The 22,594-nt window shown below is 64.9% G+C and carries 19 protein-coding genes; 11 read left to right on the top strand and 8 right to left on the bottom strand.

The window, feature by feature from the left end; genetic code table 11:
- The first annotated feature begins 238 nt into the window (after positions 1-238).
- Positions 239-1,435 (top strand): class I SAM-dependent rRNA methyltransferase, encoded by a 1,197-nt coding sequence (locus tag HU751_RS09710; protein ID WP_050707380.1) that lies wholly within the window; start codon positions 239-241, stop codon positions 1,433-1,435.
- A 14-nt stretch (positions 1,436-1,449) separates the two neighbouring features.
- Here the strand turns inward: HU751_RS09710 and HU751_RS09705 are convergent, their stop codons facing one another.
- On the bottom strand, positions 1,450-2,526 hold the full coding sequence (locus HU751_RS09705) for a phosphatidylinositol-specific phospholipase C (protein WP_186732432.1): 1,077 nt from the start codon (positions 2,524-2,526) through the stop codon (positions 1,450-1,452).
- Positions 2,527-2,833: 307 nt separating this feature from the next.
- Between HU751_RS09705 and ilvD the strand changes: the two genes are divergently transcribed.
- Entirely contained in the window at positions 2,834-4,675 is a 1,842-nt protein-coding gene (gene ilvD, locus HU751_RS09700; protein ID WP_186732431.1) for a dihydroxy-acid dehydratase, read from the top strand.
- 81 nt (positions 4,676-4,756) lie between these two features.
- Here ilvD and HU751_RS09695 read toward each other — a convergent pair whose 3' ends face one another.
- From HU751_RS09695 to serA, 4 genes are all read right to left on the bottom strand, one after another.
- On the bottom strand, positions 4,757-5,779 hold the full coding sequence (locus tag HU751_RS09695) for a putative 2-aminoethylphosphonate ABC transporter substrate-binding protein (protein ID WP_186732430.1): 1,023 nt from the start codon (positions 5,777-5,779) through the stop codon (positions 4,757-4,759).
- A gap of 30 nt (positions 5,780-5,809) precedes the next feature.
- The gene (locus HU751_RS09690) at positions 5,810-7,534 is read right to left on the bottom strand and encodes a putative 2-aminoethylphosphonate ABC transporter permease subunit (protein ID WP_186732429.1); all 1,725 of its coding nucleotides are present in this window, start codon (positions 7,532-7,534) and stop codon (positions 5,810-5,812) included.
- A gap of 1 nt (position 7,535) precedes the next feature.
- The gene (locus tag HU751_RS09685; RefSeq protein WP_186732428.1) at positions 7,536-8,594 is read right to left on the bottom strand and encodes a putative 2-aminoethylphosphonate ABC transporter ATP-binding protein; all 1,059 of its coding nucleotides are present in this window, start codon (positions 8,592-8,594) and stop codon (positions 7,536-7,538) included.
- 183 nt (positions 8,595-8,777) lie between these two features.
- Positions 8,778-10,007 (bottom strand): phosphoglycerate dehydrogenase, encoded by a 1,230-nt coding sequence (serA, locus tag HU751_RS09680; protein ID WP_050707386.1) that lies wholly within the window; start codon positions 10,005-10,007, stop codon positions 8,778-8,780.
- A gap of 170 nt (positions 10,008-10,177) precedes the next feature.
- Between serA and HU751_RS09675 the strand changes: the two genes are divergently transcribed.
- The 4 genes from HU751_RS09675 to HU751_RS09660 all read left to right on the top strand — a co-directional run bounded on the left by HU751_RS09675 (position 10,178) and on the right by HU751_RS09660 (position 14,330).
- Positions 10,178-11,575, top strand: a complete 1,398-nt coding sequence (locus HU751_RS09675) for a D-2-hydroxyglutarate dehydrogenase (protein ID WP_186732427.1) — start codon at positions 10,178-10,180, stop codon at positions 11,573-11,575.
- 25 nt (positions 11,576-11,600) lie between these two features.
- Positions 11,601-12,266, top strand: a complete 666-nt coding sequence (locus HU751_RS09670) for a fumarylacetoacetate hydrolase family protein (RefSeq protein ID WP_186732426.1) — start codon at positions 11,601-11,603, stop codon at positions 12,264-12,266.
- Between the two features lie 151 nt (positions 12,267-12,417).
- The gene (locus HU751_RS09665; RefSeq protein ID WP_186732425.1) at positions 12,418-13,338 is read left to right on the top strand and encodes an SdiA-regulated domain-containing protein; all 921 of its coding nucleotides are present in this window, start codon (positions 12,418-12,420) and stop codon (positions 13,336-13,338) included.
- Positions 13,339-13,424: 86 nt separating this feature from the next.
- Positions 13,425-14,330: an SdiA-regulated domain-containing protein gene (locus HU751_RS09660; protein WP_186732424.1), complete on the top strand. Its 906-nt coding sequence runs from the start codon at positions 13,425-13,427 to the stop codon at positions 14,328-14,330.
- Between the two features lie 71 nt (positions 14,331-14,401).
- Here HU751_RS09660 and rpiA read toward each other — a convergent pair whose 3' ends face one another.
- On the bottom strand, positions 14,402-15,076 hold the full coding sequence (rpiA, locus tag HU751_RS09655; RefSeq protein ID WP_011536226.1) for a ribose-5-phosphate isomerase RpiA: 675 nt from the start codon (positions 15,074-15,076) through the stop codon (positions 14,402-14,404).
- A gap of 133 nt (positions 15,077-15,209) precedes the next feature.
- On the opposite strand from rpiA, the gene ilvA reads away from it, so the two are divergent.
- Both ilvA and HU751_RS09645 read left to right on the top strand, forming a co-directional pair.
- On the top strand, positions 15,210-16,724 hold the full coding sequence (gene ilvA / locus HU751_RS09650) for a threonine ammonia-lyase, biosynthetic (RefSeq protein ID WP_186732423.1): 1,515 nt from the start codon (positions 15,210-15,212) through the stop codon (positions 16,722-16,724).
- Positions 16,725-16,796: 72 nt separating this feature from the next.
- Positions 16,797-17,222 carry a DUF2269 domain-containing protein gene (locus HU751_RS09645; RefSeq protein WP_186732422.1) on the top strand — a complete coding sequence of 142 codons (426 nt, stop codon included), beginning with the start codon at positions 16,797-16,799 and terminating at the stop codon, positions 17,220-17,222.
- A 117-nt stretch (positions 17,223-17,339) separates the two neighbouring features.
- On the opposite strand, the gene HU751_RS09640 is transcribed toward HU751_RS09645, so the two are convergent.
- Positions 17,340-17,996, bottom strand: coding sequence for a histidinol-phosphatase (locus HU751_RS09640; protein WP_186732421.1), 657 nt, complete (start codon positions 17,994-17,996; stop codon positions 17,340-17,342).
- Positions 17,997-18,137: 141 nt separating this feature from the next.
- Between HU751_RS09640 and HU751_RS09635 the strand changes: the two genes are divergently transcribed.
- Positions 18,138-18,617, top strand: coding sequence for an RNA pyrophosphohydrolase (locus HU751_RS09635; protein WP_028688498.1), 480 nt, complete (start codon positions 18,138-18,140; stop codon positions 18,615-18,617).
- A gap of 22 nt (positions 18,618-18,639) precedes the next feature.
- A complete protein-coding gene (ptsP, locus tag HU751_RS09630; protein ID WP_186732420.1) occupies positions 18,640-20,913 on the top strand; it encodes a phosphoenolpyruvate--protein phosphotransferase in 2,274 nt (757 codons plus the stop codon).
- 15 nt (positions 20,914-20,928) lie between these two features.
- Here ptsP and HU751_RS09625 read toward each other — a convergent pair whose 3' ends face one another.
- Positions 20,929-21,675, bottom strand: a complete 747-nt coding sequence (locus HU751_RS09625; protein ID WP_186732419.1) for an NRDE family protein — start codon at positions 21,673-21,675, stop codon at positions 20,929-20,931.
- Positions 21,676-21,806: 131 nt separating this feature from the next.
- Here HU751_RS09625 and HU751_RS09620 point away from each other — a divergent pair, with 131 nt between their 5' ends.
- Entirely contained in the window at positions 21,807-22,589 is a 783-nt protein-coding gene (locus tag HU751_RS09620) for a sulfite exporter TauE/SafE family protein (RefSeq protein WP_050707397.1), read from the top strand.
- The last annotated feature ends 5 nt before the right edge of the window (positions 22,590-22,594 follow it).

Genomic DNA, 22,594 nt, shown 5'->3' with positions numbered 1-22,594 from the left:
GGGCTTGCTGGATCTGTTCGGCGGTAAGTTCCTGGGACATTCGTGCATTCTCGCTGGGGACGGGGGATTCTAACCCTGTACACCGGCAGGGTAACTATCAGTGGATCGTTGGATCCAAGAATTTCTTTAGCCTGCTGTAACAGGCCAGCCCCAAGACGAGGCTCGCGCTTGGTCGCGCCCACCAGCGCAGCCGAGGCCAACACGGTATACTCCCGCTCTTTTTTCCCGGAGCGACGTCATGTCCCTGCCCAGCCTTCGCCTCAAAGCCAATGCCGACCGCCGCCTGCGCGCCGGCCACCTGTGGGTCTACAGCAATGAAGTCGACGTCGCCGCGACCCCGCTGCAGGGCCTGAAGGCCGGCCAGCAGGCCATCCTCGAAGCCGCCAACGGCAAGCCCCTGGGCGTGGTGGCCATGAGCCCGAACAACCTGATCTGCGCCCGCCTGCTGTCGCGCGACGTCAAGCTGCCGCTGGACAAGTCGCTGCTGGTGCACCGCCTGAACGTGGCCCTGTCGCTGCGCGAGCGCCTGTTCGACAAGCCGTGCTACCGCCTGGTCTATGGCGACTCCGACCTGCTGCCGGGCCTGGTGGTCGACCGCTTCTTCGACATCCTCGTGGTACAGCTGGCCTCGGCCACCATGGAAGCGCACAAGGACGACGTCATCGCCGCCCTGGTCCAGGTCCTCAAGCCAAGCGGCATCCTGTTCAAGAACGACTCAGCCGCCCGTGACGCCGAAGGCCTCGGCCGCTATGTCGAGACCGTCTACGGCGAAGTGCCGGACTGGGTCGCGCTGGAAGAGAACGGCGTGAAATTCGAGGCCCCGGTGCGCGAAGGGCAGAAGACCGGCTGGTTCTACGACCACCGCATGAACCGCGCCCGCCTGGCCCCCTACGTCAAGGGCAAGCGCGTGCTCGACCTGTTCAGCTACATCGGTGGCTGGGGTGTGCAGGCCGGCGCGTTCGGCGCCAGCGAAGTGTTCTGCGTGGATGCCTCGGGCTTCGCCCTCGACGGTGTCGAGCGCAACGCCGCGCTGAACGGCATCAGCGAGAAGCTGACCTGCATCGAAGGCGACGTGTTCGAGGCCCTGCGCGAGCTGAAGGCCGCCGAAGAGCGTTTCGACGTGATCATTGCCGACCCGCCCGCCTTCATCAAGCGCAAGAAGGACCTGAAGAACGGCGAGGCCGCCTACCGCCGCCTCAACGAACAGGCCATGCGCATGCTCACCAAGGACGGCATCCTGGTCAGCGCCTCGTGCTCGATGCACCTGCCCGAGGACGACCTGAACAACATCCTGCTGACCAGCGCCCGCCACCTGGACCGCAACCTGCAAATGCTCGAGCGCGGCGGCCAGGGCCCGGACCACCCGGTGCACCCGGCGATCGCCGAGACCCGCTACATCAAGAGCATCACCTGCCGGTTGCTGCCCAACAGCTGATCGATCAGCCACAGTCACCGCCCGAGGTCGTGCGTCGGGTGGTGATTGTTGGCAATGATGTTGGCAATCAGCGACTCCCCCGGGAAGTCGGCCATGATGATGCCGACGCTTCGACGGGTCGGATCTGGGCCGTTCAGGTCCTCGATATCGTCCCGGGCCAGGGTGTTGGTACCCTCGAAGGAGATCGTGCACAGCTTGCCCAGGCAGGTGGTCCGCGGAAAGTACGGGTACCAGTCGACATCGTCCAGCGCCAGCAAGCCAGTGGACAGCCTGGGCGCACCAGTGCCGGCGCTGACATGGCCACTGGCGACGAAGTACGGAAACGCCCCCACGCTGCCCGACAGGTAGTTCACATAGAAGGTGTCCGGGCTGCCCGCCGCGGCCCGGTGCAACTGCCGCCTGATCTTCAGGTACTTCTCGTGCAGGTCCCAGTTGGTTTCGAGCTTCCAGTCATCCTGGATGTCGAAGTTGCTGTAGCTCAAGCCATACGGATTGAGGTTGCCGATATTGGACAGCACGACGAATTTGCCCCTGGCTTCGCCCAGCGTGACGTTGCTGCGCGGCGCCTGCAGGTACACGGCCGAGTATTGCTGCATGTAGCGCTCGAAGACCTGCGCCAGGTCCAGGCCCACGTTGGTGTCCGCCGTGTGCTCTTCCCGGACCCTGAACAGGACCGTCTCACTGGGGTTGGCCTGCAGAAAGCGCTGGATCGCCTGCAGCGCATCCCCCAGCATTCGCTCCAGAAAGATCGGCCCATGGTGCAGGGCCAGTGCATCGCCTGTCCGGCGGACCCGCAGATCCAGCACCCGGATGCCGTACTTCAACTGCTCGTCGAAGCTCAACGCCTGGGTGCTGACGACCTCATTGACGACCGGGAACAGGCTCAGGTCGAAGGTTGCCGAGTCATGGGTGCCGGGGAGCGCCATCTCGCTGAGGCGTACGTCATCCCGGATCGATTTCATCCAGGTGCTCCTGTCGGTAAACGGATCGCTGTCGTCGTGGGCATAGGCGTCGTCGAGGTGAGGGGAGGCAAAGCCCGCCAGGCTGCAGAGCAGGCAGCCAAGGTAAAGCAGGTAACGGAGAACGTGCATGGTCATGCCCTGTTGTGGCAATGGATTTCCATTCACGCTAACGCTGTGCAAGCCCGGACAAGCGCTAGATAGTTAGCGCGCCGCCCAGCCGGCCGGTTTTCATTCCCTCCTCGCGCCAGCCGTGTAGAATCGGGCTATCCATCGCCAGACATCCCCGGCGGGTTTATGAGCTCTGGTCGAGCCTGCGGCGATCCCGCGCGGTCCTTCGACCTCCATCCGTGCCAGTGGCAACCGGCCTTCGGCGTATTTAGGACAAGAGAAGCTCACTCCCTATTTAGTGACCTGATTTAGCCGCCAGGAGCGCTCCATGCCTGATTATCGTTCCAAGACCTCCACCCAAGGCCGCAACATGGCCGGTGCCCGTGCCCTGTGGCGCGCCACCGGGATGAAGGACGAAGACTTCAAGAAACCGATCATCGCCATCGCCAACTCGTTCACCCAGTTCGTCCCGGGGCATGTGCACCTGAAGGACCTGGGCCAGCTGGTCGCCCGCGAGATCGAACGCGCCGGTGGCGTGGCGAAAGAGTTCAACACCATCGCCGTGGACGACGGCATCGCCATGGGCCATGACGGCATGCTGTACTCGCTGCCCAGCCGCGAGATCATCGCCGACGCCGTCGAGTACATGGTCAACGCCCACTGCGCCGACGCCATCGTCTGCATCTCCAACTGCGACAAGATCACTCCCGGCATGCTGATGGCCGCCCTGCGCCTGAACATCCCGGTGATCTTCGTCTCCGGCGGCCCGATGGAAGCCGGCAAGACCAAACTGGCCAGCCACGGCCTGGACCTGGTCGACGCCATGGTCATTGCCGCCGACTCCACCGCAAGCGACGAGAAAGTCGCCGAGTACGAGCGCAGCGCTTGCCCGACCTGCGGTTCGTGCTCCGGCATGTTCACCGCCAACTCGATGAACTGCCTGACCGAGGCCCTGGGCCTTGCCCTGCCGGGCAACGGTTCGACCCTGGCCACCCACTCGGACCGCGAGCAGCTGTTCCTCACCGCCGGTCGCACCATCGTCGAGCTGTGCAAGCGCTACTACGGCGAGAACGATACGTCGGTACTGCCGCGCAGCATCGCCAACTTCAAGGCGTTCGAGAACGCCATGATGCTCGACATCGCCATGGGCGGTTCGACCAACACCATCCTGCACCTGCTGGCCGCAGCCCAGGAAGGCGAGGTGGACTTCGACCTGCGCGACATCGATCGCCTGTCGCGCAAGGTGCCGCAACTGTGCAAGGTGGCGCCGAACATCCAGAAGTACCACATGGAAGACGTGCACCGCGCCGGCGGCATCTTCAGCATCCTCGGCTCGCTGGCCCGTGGCGGCCTGCTGCACACCGACCTGCCCACCGTGCACAGCCCAAGCATGGAAGAAGCCATCGCCAAGTGGGACATCACCCAGACCGATGACGAAGCCGTGCACACCTTCTTCAAGGCAGGCCCGGCCGGTATCCCGACGCAGACCGCGTTCAGCCAGTCGACCCGTTGGGAAACCCTGGACGACGACCGCGAGAACGGCTGCATCCGCAGCTTCGAGCACGCCTACTCGCAGGAAGGCGGCCTGGCCGTGCTGTACGGCAACATCGCCCTGGACGGCTGCGTGGTGAAGACCGCCGGTGTCGATGAGTCGATCCACGTGTTCGAAGGCACCGCGAAGATCTTCGAGAGCCAGGACAGCGCCGTGCGCGGCATCCTCGCCGACGAAGTGCAGGCCGGCGACATCGTCATCATCCGCTACGAAGGCCCGAAAGGCGGCCCGGGCATGCAAGAGATGCTGTACCCGACCTCGTACCTGAAGTCCAAGGGCCTGGGCAAGGCCTGCGCCCTGCTCACCGACGGCCGTTTCTCCGGCGGCACCTCGGGCCTGTCGATCGGCCACGCCTCGCCGGAAGCGGCAGCGGGCGGCGCCATCGGCCTGGTGCGCGATGGCGACAAGGTGCTGATCGACATCCCCAACCGTTCGATCAACCTGCTGGTCAGCGACGAAGAGCTGGCCGAGCGTCGCGTCGAGCAGGACAAGAAGGGCTGGAAGCCGGCCGAGGTGCGTCCACGCAAGGTGACCACCGCGCTCAAGGCCTACGCCCTGCTGGCCACCAGCGCCGACAAGGGCGCAGTGCGCAACAAGGCAATGCTCGAAGGGCTGTGAGGCTCTGACGGCATAAAAAAACCGGCGCCTGGTGCGCCGGTTTTTTTATACCCGTGAACGAAGCCGCAGGCCTTGCCTGACTTACTGTTGCGCGACCTTTTCCGACTTGCCGTCATAGCGCTTGCGCCACTCGCTGAGGATCTCGTCGCGGTTCTTCGAGGCCCAGGCGAAGTCGTTCTTGATCAGGCGCTGCTCGTAGTCCGCCGGCAACTCGGTCTGCGGCTTGGCGATGCCCGGCGCGGCGAGCACGGCGAAGTTCTCCTTGTACAGTTCCATGGCCGCGGGGCTGGCGGAGAAGTCGGCCAGGCGCCTGGCGGCATCGGCCTTTGGCGAACCCTTGATCACTGCGGTGGCTTCGATCTCCCAGCCCAGGCCCTCCTTGGGCAGCACGATATCCAGTGGCGCGCCCTGGCGCTTGAGCTGCACGGCCGGGTATTCGAACGAGATGCCGATCGGGAATTCACCGGCGGCCGCCAGCTTGCACGGTTTGGAGCCGGAATGAACGTACTGGCCGATATTCTGGTGCAGCGCATCCATGTAGGCCCAGCCCTGCGGCTCGCCGAAGGTCTGCAGCCAGGCGCTCACATCCAGGAAGCCGGTGCCGGACGAGGCCGGGTTGGGCATGACGATCTTGCCCTTGTATTCAGGCTTGGTCAGGTCCTGCCAGCTCAGCGGCTTGCTCAGGCCCTGCTTCTCGGCCTCGACGGTATTGAAGCAGATGGTCGCGGCCCACACGTCCATGCCCACCCAGGCCGGCGGATTGGCGGCGTCGCGGTAGTTGGCCGAGATCTTGCCCAGGTCCTTGGGCGCATAGGCTTCGAGCATGCCGTTCTGGTCGAGGATGGCCAGGCTGGAAGCGGCCAGGCCCCACACCGCGTCGGCCTGCGGACGGTCCTTCTCGGCCAGCAGCTTGGCGGTGATGATGCCGGTGGAGTCGCGCACCCACTTGATCTCGATGTCGGGGTTGGCCTTTTCGAAAGCCTGCTTGTAGCTCTTGAGCTGCTCGGCCTCGAGGGCGGTGTAGACGGTCAGCTGGGTTGCGGCCGAGGCCTGCAGGCTGAAGACGGCGGATACGGCAGCGGCAAGTGCGAGTGGCTTGAACATGATGCGGTTCCTATCAGTGTGGGCAGTCGGTCAATGGCCTGGCGCGCGCTGGCGCCAGGCCTGGGAGCGGCGCAGCAGGCCGCGTGAAGCACCGGCCAGCAGCAAGGATGCGGCAGCGCTGGTAAGCAGGATCAGGGTCGACATGGCGGCGGCGCCGCCGACGTTGCCGGCGTCGTCCATGTTCAGCACGGCGACGGCGGCGAGGATGGTGTCGGGGCTGTACAGGAAGATCGCCGCCGACACGGTGGTCATCGCCGAGACGAACAGGTAGCGGATGATGTCCAGAAGCGCCGGCAGGCAGATCGGCACGGTGACCCGCATGAAATGCTTGTACAGCGGCGCCTTGAGCGACAGCGCGGCGGCCTCGAACTCGCCATCGAGCTGGCGCAGGGCGGTGGTGGCGGTCATCTGCGCGGTGGTCAGGTAGTGGGCGATGGTGCACACCACCAGCAGCGCCATGCTGCCGTAGAACACATGCAGCGGGTTGCCGTTGAGGTTGAAGAAGAACACGTAGCCCAGGCCCAGCACCAGGCCAGGCACCGCCATCGGGATGAAGCTCAGCAAGCGCAGCAGCTGGTTGAGCAGGCGCTGCCCCTGGGTCTTCTCCATCAGGTAGGCGCCGGTGAAGATCACCACGCTGCCGATCAGCGCGCTGCCGATGGCCATGGTCACGCTGTTGCGGTAGGCCAGCCAGCCGCCACCGGCGGTGTCCTCGAACATGTAGTGCTTGAGCGACAGCGACAGGTTGTACGGCCAGAACTTGACCAGCGACGAATACACCGCCATGCCGACCACTGCCAGCAGTGCCGCGCACACCAGCAGCACGATGGCCAGGAAGCAGCCATCGCGCAGCCGCGACGGCTTGGGCTCGAACACCTGGGCACGACCGCTCATGGCCTCGCCCTGGCGACGGCGCAACCAGGCATCGACGGTGAAGCTGAGCAGGGCCGGCACCAGCAGCACCATGCCGATCAGCGCGCCACGACCGAACTGTTGCTGGCCGACCACGGCCTTGTAGGCTTCCAGGGCCAGCACCTGGTAATCCCCACCCACCACGACCGGCACGCCGAAGTCGGTGATGGTCAGGGTGAACACCAGGCAGAACGCGGCGAACACCGCCTGGCGCGTGGCCGGCCAGGTGATGCTGAAGAATGCCCGCGCCGGCCCCGCCCCCATGCTCGAGGCGGCGTCGAACAGCCGTGCGTCAGCCAGCGACAGCGCCGAGAGCAGGATCATCAGGGCGTGGGGAAAGGTGTAGATGGCTTCGCCGAGCACGATGCCCCAGAAGCCGTAGATATTGTCGCTGAGCAGCCCGCGCAGCAGGCCCTGGTTGCCGAACAGGTACACCAGGGCGATGGCCGGCAGCATCGACGGCGCCAGCAGCGGCAGCAGCGAGATGCCGCGCCACAGTCCCTTGGCCGGGATCAGTGTGCGTTGCAGGGCATAGGCGAACAGATAGGCCAGTGGCACGACAATGGCGGTGACGGTGAACGCCACCGACAGGCTGTTGCCGAGCAGCCAGTGAAAGTTCTCGCTGGCGAACAACTCACGGGCAGCCGGCAGGCCGCCGCCCTGCCCGGCTTCAGCGCTGAAGCCGCGCCAGAAGATCGCCAGCAGCGGCATCAGCACCGCCAGCACCAGCAGGATCAGCAGCAGGCTCTTGCCACCGACCACGAACAGACGGTCCCCCAGGGCGACACCGCTGCGAGGTGCGGCCTTGGCGGCGGTGAGCGGCAGGGTCATGGGCGCGGCCATCTCAGGCGAACACCTGCAGGCTCTGCGGCGGCAGCGCCACCCAGATGTCCTGCGAACCCAGGCGCGGCATCGCCTCTGGCGCCAGCTCCGCGAGCAACGCGTGGCCCGGCAGGGCCTTGAACTCAAAGCTCATGCGGCAGCGGTTGCCGAGGAAGGTGATCTCGCGGACCTTCGCCGGGAACAGGTTTTCCTCGTGTACCACCGGGTTGACGGTGATCGCCTCGGGCCGGCAGAACAGCCGGCCGCTGCTGGCACCGGCGGCATTGGCCGCCAGGCGCATGTGCAGGCCGCCGACCTGGGCATGGCTGTCGCCGCTGCGCTGGAACGGCAGCCAGTTGCCCTGGCCGACGAACTCGGCGACGAACGGCGTGGCCGGCTGGTCGTAGATTTCCTGGGGCGTGGCGTACTGCTCGACCTGACCGTTGTTCATCACGGCGATGCGGTCGGCCATCAGCATGGCCTCGTCCTGGTTATGGGTGACCATCAGCGTGGTGATACCCAGCTGGCGCTGCAACTGGCGCAGTTCGGTACACAGGTGCTCGCGCACACGGGCGTCCAGCGCCGACATCGGCTCGTCGAGCAGCAGCAGCGACGGCGAAGGCGCCAGGGCGCGGGCCAGGGCCACGCGTTGTTGCTGGCCACCGGACAGCTGGCCGGGGTACTTCTTCTCGCTGCCGGCAAGGCCGACCAGTTCGAGCATTTCACCGACCCGTTGGCGCGAGGCCTCGCGATTGCTGCCGGTCAGGCCGTAGGCGATGTTGGCTTCGACGGTGAGGTTGGGGAACAGGGCGTAGGACTGGAACAGGATGCCGTAGTCGCGGGCCTGAGGTGGCAGCTCGGAGATGTCGCGGTCGCCAATGTACAGCGTCCCGCGGTCCTGGCGCTCGAGCCCGGCGATGCAGCGCAGCAGCGTGGTCTTGCCACAGCCCGACGGGCCGAGCAGGCACACCAGCTCGCCGGCGGCGATGTCGAGGGAGACGTCGTTGAGTGCGGTGAAGGCGCCGAAGCGCTTGTGGATACCGCGCACTTTCATCTGTGCGCCTGGAGTGGCGTTGTTCATGGCAAGGCCTCATCGAAGAGATGGGGCCATGCTAGGAAGGCTGTGAGACGGTTGTGTGGCGAGGGGGCAAAAACGAGTGATAGTGGTATTGGTGGATTTTTGTAGCGACTATCCGATTTTCAGGCGTTGGCCGAATAAAAAAGGGAGGCCACCAGGGCCTCCCTTTTCATGACGCAGTGAAACTCAGAACAGCACGCGCGAGCGGATGGTGCCCTTCACGTGCTGCAGTTTCTCCTGGGCCAGGTCCGAGTACTCGGCGTCGACGTCGATCACCACGTAACCCACTTTCTCGTTGGTCTGCAGGAACTGACCGGAGATGTTGATAGCGTTTTCGGCGAACACCTTGTTGATCTCGCTGAGCACGCCCGGAATGTTTTCGTGGATGTGCAGCAGGCGGTGCTTGCCTGGGTGGGCCGGCAGGGCCACTTCCGGGAAGTTGACCGACGACACGGAGGTACCGTTGTCGCTGTACTTGACCAGTTTCTCGGCCACTTCCAGGCCGATGTTGGCCTGGGCCTCGGCGGTGGAACCACCGATGTGCGGGGTCAGGATCACGTTGTCCAGGCCGCGCAGCGGGCTTTCGAACTCTTCGTCGTTGGAGCGCGGCTCGACCGGGAACACGTCGATGGCGGCGCCGATCAGGTGCTTGTCCTTGATCGCGGCGGCCAGGTGGTCCAGCTCGACCACGGTGCCACGGGCGGCGTTGATCAGGATCGAGCCCTTCTTCATCGCGCGGATTTCCTTCTCGCCGATCATCCACTGGGTGGATGGCAGCTCAGGCACGTGCAGCGAGACGATGTCGGCCAGGCCCAGCAGCTCGTGCAGGCTGGTGACCTGTACCGCGTTGCCCAGCGGCAGCTTGGTCAGCGGGTCGAAGAAGTACACCTGCATGCCCAGGCTCTCGGCCAGGACCGACAGCTGGGTGCCGATCGAGCCGTAGCCGACGATGCCCAGCTTCTTGCCGCGGATTTCGAAGGAGTTGGCCGCGCTCTTGATCCAGCCGCCACGGTGGCAGGAAGCGTTCTTCTCGGGGATGCCGCGCAGCAGCAGGATGGCTTCGGCCAGCACCAGCTCGGCCACCGAACGGGTGTTCGAGTAGGGGGCGTTGAACACGGCGATACCGCGCTCGCGGGCCGCTTCCAGGTCGACCTGGTTGGTACCGATGCAGAAGCAGCCGACCGCGACCAGTTTCTTCGCGCAGTCGAAGATCTCTTCGGTCAGTTGGGTGCGCGAACGGATGCCGATGAAGTGGGCATCGGCGATCTTTTCCTTCAGCTCGGCTTCCGGCAGCGAACCAGTGAGGTATTCGATGTTGGTGTAGCCGGCGGCCTTGAGGGTATCGACCGCGTTCTGGTGCACACCTTCAAGAAGAAGGAACCTGATCTTGCTCTTGTCGAGAGAAGTCTTGCTCATCTGCGTAAACCTGTATCCCGGAGAAAAATGGCGAGGAGGGTAAAGCGGCGCGGCGTCGGCCTTAGCACGAACAGCGGGAGGGCTATGCTAGCATACGCGACACAACCTGAGCTTATCCCGACAGGTGAAGCGTGCTCAGGGTGACTATGAATAAGTCGAGAGTTCCAGCGATGACCCAGTCCGTGGTAATTGATGAGCTGATGACCCTGGTCGACCCTGGCAAGGTCCTTACCGACCCGGCCTCGCTCGAGGCCTACGGCAAGGACTGGACCAAGCACTACCCGCCGGCGCCGAGCGCCATCGTCTTCCCCAAGTCCGTCGAGCAGGTGCAGGCCATCGTGCGCTGGGCCAACCGGCACAAGGTCGCCCTGGTGCCGTCGGGCGGGCGTACCGGGCTATCGGGCGCCGCCGTGGCCGCCCATGGCGAGGTGGTGGTGGCCTTCGACTACATGAACCAGATCCTCGCCTTCAACGAGTTCGACCGCACCGTGGTCTGCCAGCCAGGGGTCGTCACCCGCCAGTTGCAGCAATTCGCCGAGGACCAGGGCCTCTACTACCCAGTGGACTTCGCCTCGAGCGGGTCCAGCCAGATCGGGGGCAATATCGGTACCAACGCTGGCGGGATCAAGGTGATTCGCTATGGCATGACCCGCAACTGGGTAGCCGGGCTGAAGGTGGTCACCGGCAAGGGTGAGCTGCTCGAGCTGAACAAGGACCTGATCAAGAACGCCACCGGCTACGACCTGCGCCAGCTGTTCATCGGCGCCGAAGGCACACTGGGCTTCGTGGTCGAGGCGACCATGCGCCTGGACCGCGCGCCGCGCAACCTCACCGCCATGGTGCTGGGCACGCCCGATTTCGACGCGATCATGCCGGTGCTGCACGCCTTCCAGGGCAAGCTCGACCTGACGGCCTTCGAGTTCTTTTCCGACAAGGGCCTGGCCAGGATCCTCGCTCGGGGCGATGTGCCCGCGCCGTTCGAAACCGACTGCCCGTTCTATGCCCTGCTGGAGTTCGAAGCCAGCACCGAGGAGGTGGCCAACGAAGCCCTGGCCACCTTCGAGCACTGCGTCGAGCAGGGCTGGGTGCTCGATGGCGTGATGAGCCAGAGCGAGACCCAGCTGAAGAACCTGTGGAAGCTGCGCGAGTACCTGTCCGAAACTATCTCCCACTGGACACCGTACAAGAACGACATCTCGGTCACCGTATCGAAGGTACCGGCCTTCCTGCGCGATATCGACGCCATCGTCGGCGAGCACTACCCGGACTACGAAGTGGTCTGGTACGGCCATATCGGCGACGGCAACCTGCACCTGAACATCCTCAAGCCCGACCACATGACCAAGGACGACTTCTTCGCCTCCTGCGCCAAGGTCAACAAGTGGGTGTTCGAGATCGTCGAACGCTACAACGGCTCGATCTCCGCCGAGCATGGCGTGGGCATGACCAAGCGCGACTACCTGGGCTACAGCCGCTCACCGGAGGAAATCGCCTGCATGAAGGCGATCAAGGCGGTGTTCGACCCGAACGGCATCATGAATCCGGGTAAGATCTTCGCTCCCGAATAAAAAGCAGTATTCACAGGAGTCGGCCATGAGTTACCAGCACCAGTACGTAGACGGCACACGCATCCACTTCCCGCTGGGCAAGGTGGTGTGCATCGGCCGCAACTACGCCGAGCATGCCAAGGAACTGGACAACCCCATCCCCAGCGAGCCGCTGTTGTTCATCAAGCCCGGCAGCTGCGTGGTGCCCCTGGAAGGCGGCTTCAAGATCCCGACCGAGCGCGGTTCGGTGCACTACGAGGCAGAGATCGCCGTGCTGCTGGGCAAACCCCTGTCCACCCACCCTTCCGAGGAAGAGGTGCTCGACGCCATCTCCGGCTTTGCCCCGGCGCTGGACCTGACCCTGCGCGATGTGCAGGCGAAACTGAAGGAAAAGGGCCTGCCCTGGGAACTGGCCAAGAGCTTTGACGGCGCCTGCGTGCTGCCGCCGTTCGTGTCGGCCGGCACCTTCGAGGACCTGACCGATATCGGCATCCGCCTGACCATCAACGGCGAGGTGCGCCAGGACGGCAACAGCGCGCTGATGCTCAACCCGATCGTACCGATGATCCAGCACATGGCCGAGCACTTCTCCCTGCAGGCCGGCGATGTCATCCTCACCGGCACCCCGGCGGGCGTGGGGCCGTTCAATGTCGGCGATGAGCTGGTGCTGGAACTTCCCGGCGCAAGCCGGTTCGAAGGCCGGGTGCTTTGACTCCGGGCGACGACGGTGCAATGCCGTCGTCGCTGACTGTTCCAGTAGGATTTGTCGTTTTTTTCACAATTGATCCGGATAATTCGTCTATTCACCTTCATTTGCCGACAGTGGCGACCACGCTGCCGCCTACTTTCAGGATCTCCGATCGATGACCAACCCTTCCAGCGCATCCCTTCCGCCCAAGCGACGCCTGATCACCCGTTGGTCGCTGTGGCTACTTGCGCTGGCGATCATCGCCTATGGCCTGGTGGTGGCCATGCACTGGGATGACCGTGGTCTGTTGTGGATAAAGGAAGGCTTCGAAAGCCAGGCCGAGCGCCAGGAAAGTATCTGGTTGCCAGACTACGTGGCCGACATCGATGCCAAGCCTTTGCCGGGCATGGAGCGCGACGAGGCTTCTGACCTGGCGTTCAATCCGCACACCCGGACGTTGTTCTCGGTCATGGGCAAACATCCGTTCCTGGTCGAACTCACCCTCGATGGCGATGTGTTGCGCAAGATTCCCCTGGTTGGCTGGTCCAACCCGGAAGGCGTGGCGGTGCTTGAGGACGGCCAGATCGCCATTGTCGACGAGCGCAACCATGACCTGACGCTGGTAAAGGTGGATGCCGCCACGACATCGCTGAACCGCACCGACTACCAGCCCTATGACCTGGGCAATACCGAGGACGGCAACAAGGGCTTCGAAGCCATTGCCTGGGACCTGATCCGCCAGCGCCTGATCATCGGCGCCGAGCGGCCACCGAAGATGTTCATCTGGAGCACCGATGGCCACGGCCCGCTCAAGGGCGAAAAGCAGCCGCTGCCCAGCGACGAGCTGGACCTGCGCAACCTCTCTGCACTGGGCATCGACCCGCGCACCGGGCACCTGCTGGCACTGTCGGCGGACTCCAACATGCTGCTCGAGCTGGATGAGAAAGGTGAGCAGGTCAGTTTCATGACCTTGTTGGGCGGTTTCAATGGCTTGGCTGACACCATCCCCCGGGCCGAAGGCGTGGCGATGGATGACCAGGGCAACCTGTACATCGTCAGCGAGCCCAATCTGTTCTATCGCTTCAGGAAGCCCTGATCTTTCAGATTGGTCTGATGATGGCATTAAGCTTTGCTTCAGTTGATAGTGGTTAGATACGTGCTCCTTTCGCCGAGTCCGACCGCATGCGCCGCCACCTTCGCCTGATCTTCGCCTTCATCGTGCTTGTTGCCCTAGTCGTCCTGGGCGCCGCCGGGCATGAGTTCCGCCTGTTCGAGCGAGGCTGGTTCAACCTCAAGACCTGGTGGCAGCCGGCCGAGCAGAGCATCGGCCTGGACCGCTACCAGGTGGCGATCGAAGCACAGCCCATCGTCGGGCTGGACGACGACATTTCGGCGCTGACCTACGACCCCGACCGCAAGAGCCTGTTCACCGTCACCAATGCCCGCTCGGAGCTGATCGAGCTGTCGCTGGACGGCCGCATCCTGCGCCGCGTGCCGTTGACCGGCTTCGGCGACCCCGAGGCGGTGGAGTATGTGGGGCCCAACAGCTACGTGATCACCGACGAGCGTCAGCAGCGGCTTATTCGCGTGCGCCTGGACGACGACACCCTGTTCCTCGACGCCAACGATGCCGAGCAGTTGTCCCTGGGCATTGGCCTCAACGGCAACAAGGGTTTCGAGGGACTGGCCTACGACTCGGCGGGCAAGCGCCTGTTCGTGGCCAAGGAGCGGGACCCGATGATGATCTACGAGGTGCATGGCTTTCCCCACGACAACCCCGACAAACCCTATGCCGTGCATGTGGTGCAGGATCGCAAGCGTGACCGGCGGCTGTTCGTGAGGGACCTGTCGAGCCTGCAGTTCGACGAACGCAGCGGGCACCTGCTGGCGCTGTCGGACGAGTCGCGGCTGGTGCTGGAATTGGATGTGAAGGGCAGGCCGTTGAGCACGCTGTCACTGCGCAAGGGGTTCCAGGGGTTGAAACAGACCGTGCCGCAGGCGGAGGGAATTGCGATGGACGACGCCGGGACCATCTACCTGGTCAGCGAGCCGAACCTGTTCTATGTGTTCAAGCAGCCGGCTGATTGATTGCCTGGGCTGGCGCTATCGCGGGGCAAGCCCGCTCCCACCGTGGGAGCTGGCTTGCCCCGCGATGAGGCTTACTCGGCCTTGAGGGTCTTCACGCCTTCAGCGGTCCCGAGCAGCAGCACATCCGCCGGACGCGCCGCGAACAGGCCATTGGTGACCACGCCGACGATGGCGTTGATCTGGCTTTCCAGCTCCACCGGGTTGGTGATCTGCAGGTTGTGCACATCCAGGATGACGTTGCCGTTGTCGGTCACCACGCCTTCACGGTAGACCGGGTCGCCGCCCAGCTTGACCAGCTGGCGCGCCACATGGCTGCGGGCCATCGGAATCACCTCCACCGGCAGCGGGAAGGCGCCCAGCACCGGCACCAGCTTGCTGGCGTCGGCGATGCAGATGAAGGTCTTGGCCACCGCCGCGACGATCTTCTCGCGGGTCAGGGCCGCGCCGCCGCCCTTGATCAGGTTCAGGTGAGCGTCGCTTTCGTCGGCGCCGTCGACATAGAACTCCAGCTCGCTGACGCTGTTCAGCTCGTAGACCGGGATGCCATGGCCCTTCAGGCGCTGGGCGGTGGCCTCGGAGCTGGCGACGGCGCCGTCGAAGGCGGTCTTGTGCTGGGCCAGGGCGTCGATGAAGAAGTTGGCGGTCGAACCGGTACCGACGCCGACGACGCTTTTCTCATCCAGTTTCGGCAGGATGAGATCGACGGCGGCCTGGGCGACGGCCTGTTTGAGTTGGTCCTGGGTCATGCGGGCTCCGGGAGGGGCTGGGCGGATTTCAAAGTTGCCTAGTATAACGGCTCCGGCGGCTTTGCTGTGGTCGCCCGACGTGACGCTGCGGTAGACTCCCAGCCCTTGTCCCGCGGCCCAGTGATGCTTTCCGATGCTCGAACAGTACGTCAAGAAGATCCTCACCTCGCGCGTCTACGACGTTGCCGTCGAAACCCCGTTGCACAGCGCCGGGCAGCTGAGCAAGCGCCTGGGCAACACGGTGCTGCTCAAGCGCGAGGACCTGCAGCCAGTGTTCTCGTTCAAGATCCGCGGGGCCTACAACAAACTCGCGCAACTGAGCGCCGAGGAACTGGCCCGCGGCGTGGTCACAGCCTCCGCCGGCAACCACGCCCAGGGCCTGGCCCTGGCGGCGCGGGAGCTGGGGATCAAGGCGACCATCGTCATGCCCAAGACCACCCCGGAGATCAAGATCGAAGGCGTGCGTTCCCGGGGCGGCAAGGTGGTTCTGCACGGTGACACCTTCCCCGAGGCGCTGGCCTACTCGCTGAAGCTGGTGGAGGAAAAGGGCTTCGTCTACATCCATCCCTACGACGATCCACACACCATTGCCGGGCAAGGCACCGTGGCCATGGAGATCCTGCGCCAGCACCCGGGCCAGCTGGACGCGATCTTCGTGCCGGTCGGCGGCGGCGGGCTGATCGCCGGCATCGCGGCGTACGTGAAGTACCTGCGCCCCGAGATCAAGGTGATCGGCGTCGAGCCGGACGACTCCAACTGCCTGCAGGCTGCCATGGCCGCGGGTGAGCGCGTGGTGCTGCCGCAGGTCGGGCTGTTCGCCGATGGCGTGGCGGTGGCGCAGATCGGCCAGCACACCTTCGACATCTGCCGTCACCATGTGGACGAGGTGATCACCGTCAGCACCGACGAGATCTGCGCGGCGATCAAGGATATCTACGACGATACCCGCTCGATCACCGAACCTGCTGGCGCATTGGGCGTGGCCGGCATCAAGAAGTACGTCGAACTCAAGGGCGTTGCCGGGCAGACCCTGGTGGCCATCGACTCGGGCGCCAACGTCAATTTCGACCGTTTGCGCCATGTGGCCGAGCGCGCCGAGCTGGGCGAGAAGCGCGAGGCGATCATCGCCGTGACCATCCCGGAGCGCCCGGGCAGCTTCAAGGCCTTCTGCGAGGCCATCGGCAAGCGCCAGATCACCGAATTCAACTACCGCAAGCACACCTCGGATGAAGCGCATATCTTCGTCGGTGTGCAGACCCACCCGGAAACCGACCCGCGCGCGGCGTTGGTCCAGCAGTTGACCGAGCAAGGCTTCCCGGTCACCGACCTGACCGACAACGAGCTGGCCAAGCTGCACATCCGCCACATGGTCGGTGGCCATTCGGCCGGGGCCAGTGACGAGATGGTGCTGCGCTTCGAGTTCCCCGAGCGGCCGGGTGCGCTATTCAACTTCCTCAACAAGCTGGGAGGGCGCTGGAACATCTCGATGTTCCACTACCGTAACCACGGCGCTGCCGATGGCCGGGTGGTCGCGGGCCTGCAGGTGCCGGAAGACGAGCGTCACCTGGTGCCAGCGGCGCTGGCCAAGATCGGCTACCCGTACTGGGACGAGACCGAGAACCCGGCTTACCGGCTATTCTTGGGCTGAACACGCCAAACGGACCTCGTGGCAGCGGGTTTGCCCCGCGCTGAAGCCGCCAGCAAGAAGGACGATCACGAAATGGAACACCTGACCACCCTCAAGACCCTGCATATCCTCGCCACCGCCCTGTTGCTGCTGGGCGGTCTGGGCCTGGCGATCTGGACTGTCCGCGCCCGCCGCCAGGGCGATGCCGAGGCCTACGGCAAGCTGTTGCGCCGACCACTGGTGTTCGTCTGGCTGCTGATGGGATTGTGCCTGGTGAGCATGCCGTTCACCGGCTGGTGGCTGGTGCACCTGGTCGGCTGGCCGCTGGGGCAGACCTGGGTGCTGGCGTCCAGCGTCATCTATACGCTGGGTGCGTTTGCCGTGTGGTGGCTGGTGGTGCGTCTGAACCGGATGCGCAAGGCTGAAACCGTGGGGTTGAAGTTCACCTTGGCATTGGCGGTATTCAGTGGCGTCTGCTTCCTGTCCATTGCCGGCTTGATGGGCGCCAAACCGATCTAGGCTCCGGGGGCCGCTTTGCAGCCCTTTCGCCGGCAAGCCGGCTCCCACAGACGATCACCGCTCTCCTTGTGGGAGCCGGCTTGCCGGCGAAAGGGCCGCAAAGTGGCCCCGGTAATCTCAACCCCGAAGAGAAATCACCGGCCACCCCCGCCGCTCGGCCTCCGCCCGCAGCTTAGGATCCGGATCCACCGCCACCGGGTTCGCCACCACCTCCAGCAACGGCACGTCATTCAGCGAGTCACTGTAGAAGTAGCTGTCCTCCAGGTCGAACCCGTTCTCCAGCATCCAGCGCGCAAGTCGCGTCACCTTGCCTTCACGGAAACAGGGTATATCGGTGCTACGCCCGGTGTAGCGACCCTCGCGCACCTCGCACTCGGTCGCCAGCAAGGTACGCACGCCCAGGCGGCGGGCGATCGGCGCGGTGACGAAGCGGTTGGTGGCGGTGATGATCACCAGTTGGTCGCCCGCCTCGCGGTGCTGCTGCAGCAACGCCAGGGCCCTGGGCAGGATGATCGGCTCGATGCAGTCGCGCATGAACTCGCGGTGCCACTGCTCCAGTTGCGCAGGCTCGCTGGCCGCGAGGATTTCCATGGAAAAGGCCAGGTAGGCCTGCATGTCCAGGGTGCCATTGAGGTAGTCCTGGTAGAAGGCGTCGTTGCGTTGCTTGTAGGCGACCGGGTCGAGAATGCCCCGCTCGCACAGGTAGTCACCCCAGGCGTGGTCGCTGTCGCCACCGAGGAGGGTATTGTCCAGGTCGAATAAAGCCAGGCGCATCGCGGTCACTCGCATCAGCCACGGAAGGGTCCCGCAGAATACGGAGTTTTCACCTCGCTGCACATAAGCTTGGCGGGCGCGTTGCTGCGCGCTCGGGCTTTGTGGAACAATGCGTTGACATGCGTTTGCGAGGTTGCTGCCGTGATCGACCCGGATGGTTTTCGCCCCAATGTCGGGATCATTCTCACGAATGATGCCGGGCAGGTGCTATGGGCTCGGCGGATCAACCAGGATGCCTGGCAGTTTCCCCAGGGTGGCATCAACCCTGACGAGACGCCGGAAGATGCCCTGTACCGCGAGCTGAACGAAGAAGTGGGCCTGGAACGCCAGGACGTGGAAATTCTTGCCTGCACCCGTGGCTGGTTGCGTTATCGTTTACCCCAGCGCCTGGTGCGCACCCATAGCCAGCCGCTGTGCATCGGCCAGAAACAGAAGTGGTTCCTGCTGCGCCTTGTGAGCAACGAGCAACGGGTGCGCATGGACCTCACCGGCAAACCGGAATTCGATGGCTGGCGCTGGGTCAGCTACTGGTATCCGCTGGGCCAGGTGGTGACATTCAAGCGCGAGGTATACCGCCGCGCCCTGAAAGAGCTAGCCCCGCGCCTGCTGACGCGCGACTGACGACGGAGTCCGACCCCGAGCCATGCTCAATACGCTGCGCAAGATCGTCCAGGAAGTGAACTCCGCCAAAGATCTCAAGACGGCGTTGGGTATCATTGTCTTGCGCGTCAAGGAGGCGATGGGCAGCCAGGTCTGCTCCGTCTACCTGCTCGACCCGGACAGCAACCGCTTCGTGCTGATGGCCACCGAGGGCCTGAACAAGCGCTCCATCGGCAAGGTCAGCATGGCCCCCAACGAGGGCCTGGTCGGCCTGGTCGGCACCCGCGAGGAGCCGCTGAACCTCGAGAACGCCGCCGACCACCCCCGCTACCGCTACTTCGCCGAGACCGGCGAGGAGAAATTCGCCTCCTTCCTCGGCGCGCCGATCATCCACCACCGTCGGGTGGTCGGGGTACTGGTCATCCAGCAGAAGGAGCGCCGCCAGTTCGACGAGGGCGAAGAGGCCTTCCTGGTCACCATGAGCGCCCAGCTCGCCGGGGTTATCGCCCACGCCGAGGCGACCGGCTCCATTCGTGGCCTGGGCCGCCAGGGCAAGGGCATCCAGGAGGCCCGCTTCGTCGGCGTGCCAGGCTCTCCAGGCGCCGCCGTCGGCCGCTCGGTGGTGATGCTGCCGCCCGCCGACCTCGAGGTGGTGCCGGACCGCACCGTCGAGGACATCGACAACGAACTCAAGCTGTTCAACAACGCCCTCGAAGGCGTGCGCGAGGACATGCGCAAGCTGTCGGCCAAGCTCGCCACCCAACTACGCCCCGAAGAGCGCGCGTTGTTCGACGTGTACCTGATGATGCTCGAGGACGCCGCCCTCGGTGGCGAAGTGGTCGAGGTCATCAAGACCGGCCAGTGGGCCCAGGGCGCCCTGCGCCAGGTGGTCGGCGAGCACGTCAACCGCTTCGAGCTGATGGACGACGACTACCTGCGCGAGCGCGCCTCGGACGTCAAGGACCTGGGCCGGCGCCTGCTGGCCTACCTGCAGGAAGCCCGTTCGCAGTCGCTGGTCTACCAGGACAACACCATCCTGGTCAGCGAAGAGCTGACCCCGGCCATGCTCGGCGAGGTGCCGGAGGGCAAGCTGGTAGGCCTGGTCTCTGTACTGGGCTCGGGCAACTCCCATGTGGCGATTCTGGCCCGTGCCATGGGCATTCCGACCGTCATGGGCGTAGTCGACCTGCCGTATTCGAAGGCCGACGGCATCGAGATGATCGTCGACGGCTACAAGGGCGAGGTCTTCACCAACCCGGGTGAAGTGCTGCGCAAGCAATACAGCGATGTGGTCGAGGAGGAGCGCGAGCTGGCCAAGGGCCTCGACGCCCTGCGCGAGCTGCCGTGCATCACCCCGGACGGCCATCGCATGCCGCTGTGGGTCAACACCGGCCTGCTCGCCGACGTGGCCCGCGCCCAGCAGCGCGGCGCCGAGGGCGTCGGCCTGTACCGCACCGAAGTGCCATTCATGATCAACCAGCGCTTCCCCAGCGAGAAGGAACAGCTGGCGATCTACCGCGAACAGCTGCAGGCGTTCCACCCGCTGCCGGTGACCATGCGCAGCCTCGACATCGGCGGCGACAAGTCGCTGTCGTACTTCCCGATCAAGGAAGAAAACCCCTTCCTCGGCTGGCGTGGCATCCGCGTCACCCTCGATCACCCGGAAATCTTCCTGGTGCAGACCCGCGCCATGCTCAAGGCCAGCGAGGGCCTGAACAACCTGCGCATCCTGCTGCCGATGATTTCCGGCATCCACGAGTTGGAAGAAGCCCAGCACCTGATCCACCGTGCCTGGGGCGAGGTGCGCGACGAAGGCACCGACGTGCCGATGCCACCGGTGGGGGTGATGGTGGAGATTCCCGCCGCCGTGTACCAGACCCGCGAACTGGCGCGCCAGGTCGACTTCCTCTCGGTCGGTTCCAACGACCTGACCCAATACCTGCTGGCGGTCGATCGCAACAACCCGCGGGTCGCCGACCTGTACGACTACCTGCACCCGGCGGTGCTGCAGGCGTTGCAGACCGTGGTCAGCGTCGCCCATGAGGAAGGCAAGCCGGTGAGCATCTGCGGCGAGATGGCCGGTGACCCGGCCGCGGCGATCCTGCTGATGGCCATGGGCTTCGACAGCCTGTCGATGAACGCCACTAACCTGCCGAAGGTGAAGTGGATGCTGCGCCAGGTCAACCTGGGCAAAGCCAAGGAACTGCTGGCCGACGCCATGAGCCATGACAACCCGCAGGTTATCCACAGCTCGTTGCAGCTGGCACTGAAGAACCTTGGCCTGGCGCGGATGATCGGGCCGAACAAGACCCTCTGATCGTCGGTACCGGCCTCACACCTCCAGGCTGACCTCGCCCAGGTGCCCACCAAACGGCCCGAAACTGCGCTCGACCATCCGCCGCCGCCCCTGGTCATCGACGATCAGCACCGTGCTCGCCCGCGTCCCATAGTTCTGGCTGGCGATGAACACGCTCGACAGCAATCTTTCGGTGGCCAACCCCACGCCGGTTTCCGGCAGCTCGCCGTCCGGCGCGGGCTGTGCATCGCCCAGCAGGGCCAACAGCCGTTGCGGATCGGCGGCCTCGAGCAACGCCTCAAGCCCGCTGCGCGCCTTGACCAACTTCGGCCACGGCGTATTTAGCCCGGCATTCGACAGCCCGTAGACCCCAGGCGCCAGCAAGCGCGGCGCGGCCTCGCGGGCATGCAGGTAGCCCAGTCCCCCGCCATCGCCCACCAGCAGGTTGAACCCCGAGTACTGCCCGCTGCGGCTGGCCACCTGGTCCAGATAGGCCTCGACCCCCAGCTCGCCCTGCAGGTACGCCGCCACCAGCTCGCCCCGTGAGCGCGGCCCGAGCGGCTGGCGCGGATCGCGAATATTGGTCAGCGCCGCGAAGCGCCCGTTCGGCCCTACCCCCAGCCAGGTTCCGCCTGCCTCCAGGTCACGCCCGGCATGTACCCCCGGGGCATCCTCCCAGGCGGCCAGGGCCTGGGTCGGCCGGGCATAGAACTCGTCGCGGTTGGCCGCGACGATCAGCGGCCGGGCTGTCCCCGGCCGCCAGGCGAATACGATCAGGCACATAGGTTGTCCCCTGTGTTTTCGGCCACTCTACCCGCGCCGCCGACCGCTAGCCATCATCTGACACAGAGTTCACTAGAGCGCCGGGCTTGGCTTCCGTTACCATGCCGGATTGTTTTCCACTGGGGCCACGAATGGAATTCGCTCTCTATCTGCTGTTGGGCGCCTGCGCCGGCGTGCTGGCCGGGCTGTTCGGCGTCGGTGGCGGCATCATCATCGTGCCGGTGCTGGTGTTCAGCTTCACCCTGCAGGGCTTCGACCCTTCGGTGCTGACCCACCTGGCGGTCGGCACGTCGCTGGCGACCATCGTCTTCACCTCGATCAATGCCGTGCGCGAGCACCAGCGCAAGGGCGCGGTGCAGTGGCCGATCTTCGCCTGGATGACCGTGGGCATCCTGCTCGGCGCGCTGGTCGGGGCCAAGACTGCCTCGCTGATCCAGGGCCCGATGCTGCAGAAGATCATCGGCGTGTTCGCCCTGGTGATCGCCGCGCAGATGGCCCTGGACCTCAAGCCCAAGGCCAGCCGCGGCATCCCCGGCAAGCCCGGATTGACCGCCGCCGGCGGGGTGATCGGCTGGGCCTCGGCCATCTTCGGCATCGGCGGCGGCTCGCTGACCGTGCCGTTCCTCACCTGGCGCAGCCTGCCCATGCAGCAGGCAGTAGCGACTTCGTCGGCCTGCGGCCTGCCGATCGCCTTGGCCAGTGCCCTGGGCTTCATCTGGCTGGGCTGGCACGAGGAACACCTGCCGGCCCACAGCCTGGGCTACGTCTACCTTCCGGCGCTGGTCGGCATCGCTGCCACCAGCATGTTCTTCGCCCGCTACGGCGCGCGACTGGCGCACAAGCTGTCGCCGCGCGTGCTCAAGCGTCTGTTCGCCGCGCTGCTGTTCTGCGTCGGACTCAGCTTCCTTATCTGAACCTA

It is taken from the genome of Pseudomonas peradeniyensis (genome assembly GCF_014268935.2).
GTDB lineage: Bacteria > Pseudomonadota > Gammaproteobacteria > Pseudomonadales > Pseudomonadaceae > Aquipseudomonas > Aquipseudomonas peradeniyensis.
The sequence above is the reverse complement of the archived record's forward strand: the minus strand, read 5'-3'. Positions and strand labels throughout refer to the sequence as shown.

Coding starts and splice junctions, on each gene's coding strand:
- HU751_RS09710 (WP_050707380.1), top strand. CDS start 239: ATGTCCCTGCCCAGCCTTCGCCTCAAAGCCAATGCCGACCGCCGCCTG.
- HU751_RS09705 (WP_186732432.1), bottom strand. CDS start 2,526: ATGCACGTTCTCCGTTACCTGCTTTACCTTGGCTGCCTGCTCTGCAGC.
- ilvD (WP_186732431.1), top strand. CDS start 2,834: ATGCCTGATTATCGTTCCAAGACCTCCACCCAAGGCCGCAACATGGCC.
- HU751_RS09695 (WP_186732430.1), bottom strand. CDS start 5,779: ATGTTCAAGCCACTCGCACTTGCCGCTGCCGTATCCGCCGTCTTCAGC.
- HU751_RS09690 (WP_186732429.1), bottom strand. CDS start 7,534: ATGGCCGCGCCCATGACCCTGCCGCTCACCGCCGCCAAGGCCGCACCT.
- HU751_RS09685 (WP_186732428.1), bottom strand. CDS start 8,594: ATGAACAACGCCACTCCAGGCGCACAGATGAAAGTGCGCGGTATCCAC.
- serA (WP_050707386.1), bottom strand. CDS start 10,007: ATGAGCAAGACTTCTCTCGACAAGAGCAAGATCAGGTTCCTTCTTCTT.
- HU751_RS09675 (WP_186732427.1), top strand. CDS start 10,178: ATGACCCAGTCCGTGGTAATTGATGAGCTGATGACCCTGGTCGACCCT.
- HU751_RS09670 (WP_186732426.1), top strand. CDS start 11,601: ATGAGTTACCAGCACCAGTACGTAGACGGCACACGCATCCACTTCCCG.
- HU751_RS09665 (WP_186732425.1), top strand. CDS start 12,418: ATGACCAACCCTTCCAGCGCATCCCTTCCGCCCAAGCGACGCCTGATC.
- HU751_RS09660 (WP_186732424.1), top strand. CDS start 13,425: ATGCGCCGCCACCTTCGCCTGATCTTCGCCTTCATCGTGCTTGTTGCC.
- rpiA (WP_011536226.1), bottom strand. CDS start 15,076: ATGACCCAGGACCAACTCAAACAGGCCGTCGCCCAGGCCGCCGTCGAT.
- ilvA (WP_186732423.1), top strand. CDS start 15,210: ATGCTCGAACAGTACGTCAAGAAGATCCTCACCTCGCGCGTCTACGAC.
- HU751_RS09645 (WP_186732422.1), top strand. CDS start 16,797: ATGGAACACCTGACCACCCTCAAGACCCTGCATATCCTCGCCACCGCC.
- HU751_RS09640 (WP_186732421.1), bottom strand. CDS start 17,996: ATGCGCCTGGCTTTATTCGACCTGGACAATACCCTCCTCGGTGGCGAC.
- ptsP (WP_186732420.1), top strand. CDS start 18,640: ATGCTCAATACGCTGCGCAAGATCGTCCAGGAAGTGAACTCCGCCAAA.
- HU751_RS09625 (WP_186732419.1), bottom strand. CDS start 21,675: ATGTGCCTGATCGTATTCGCCTGGCGGCCGGGGACAGCCCGGCCGCTG.
- HU751_RS09620 (WP_050707397.1), top strand. CDS start 21,807: ATGGAATTCGCTCTCTATCTGCTGTTGGGCGCCTGCGCCGGCGTGCTG.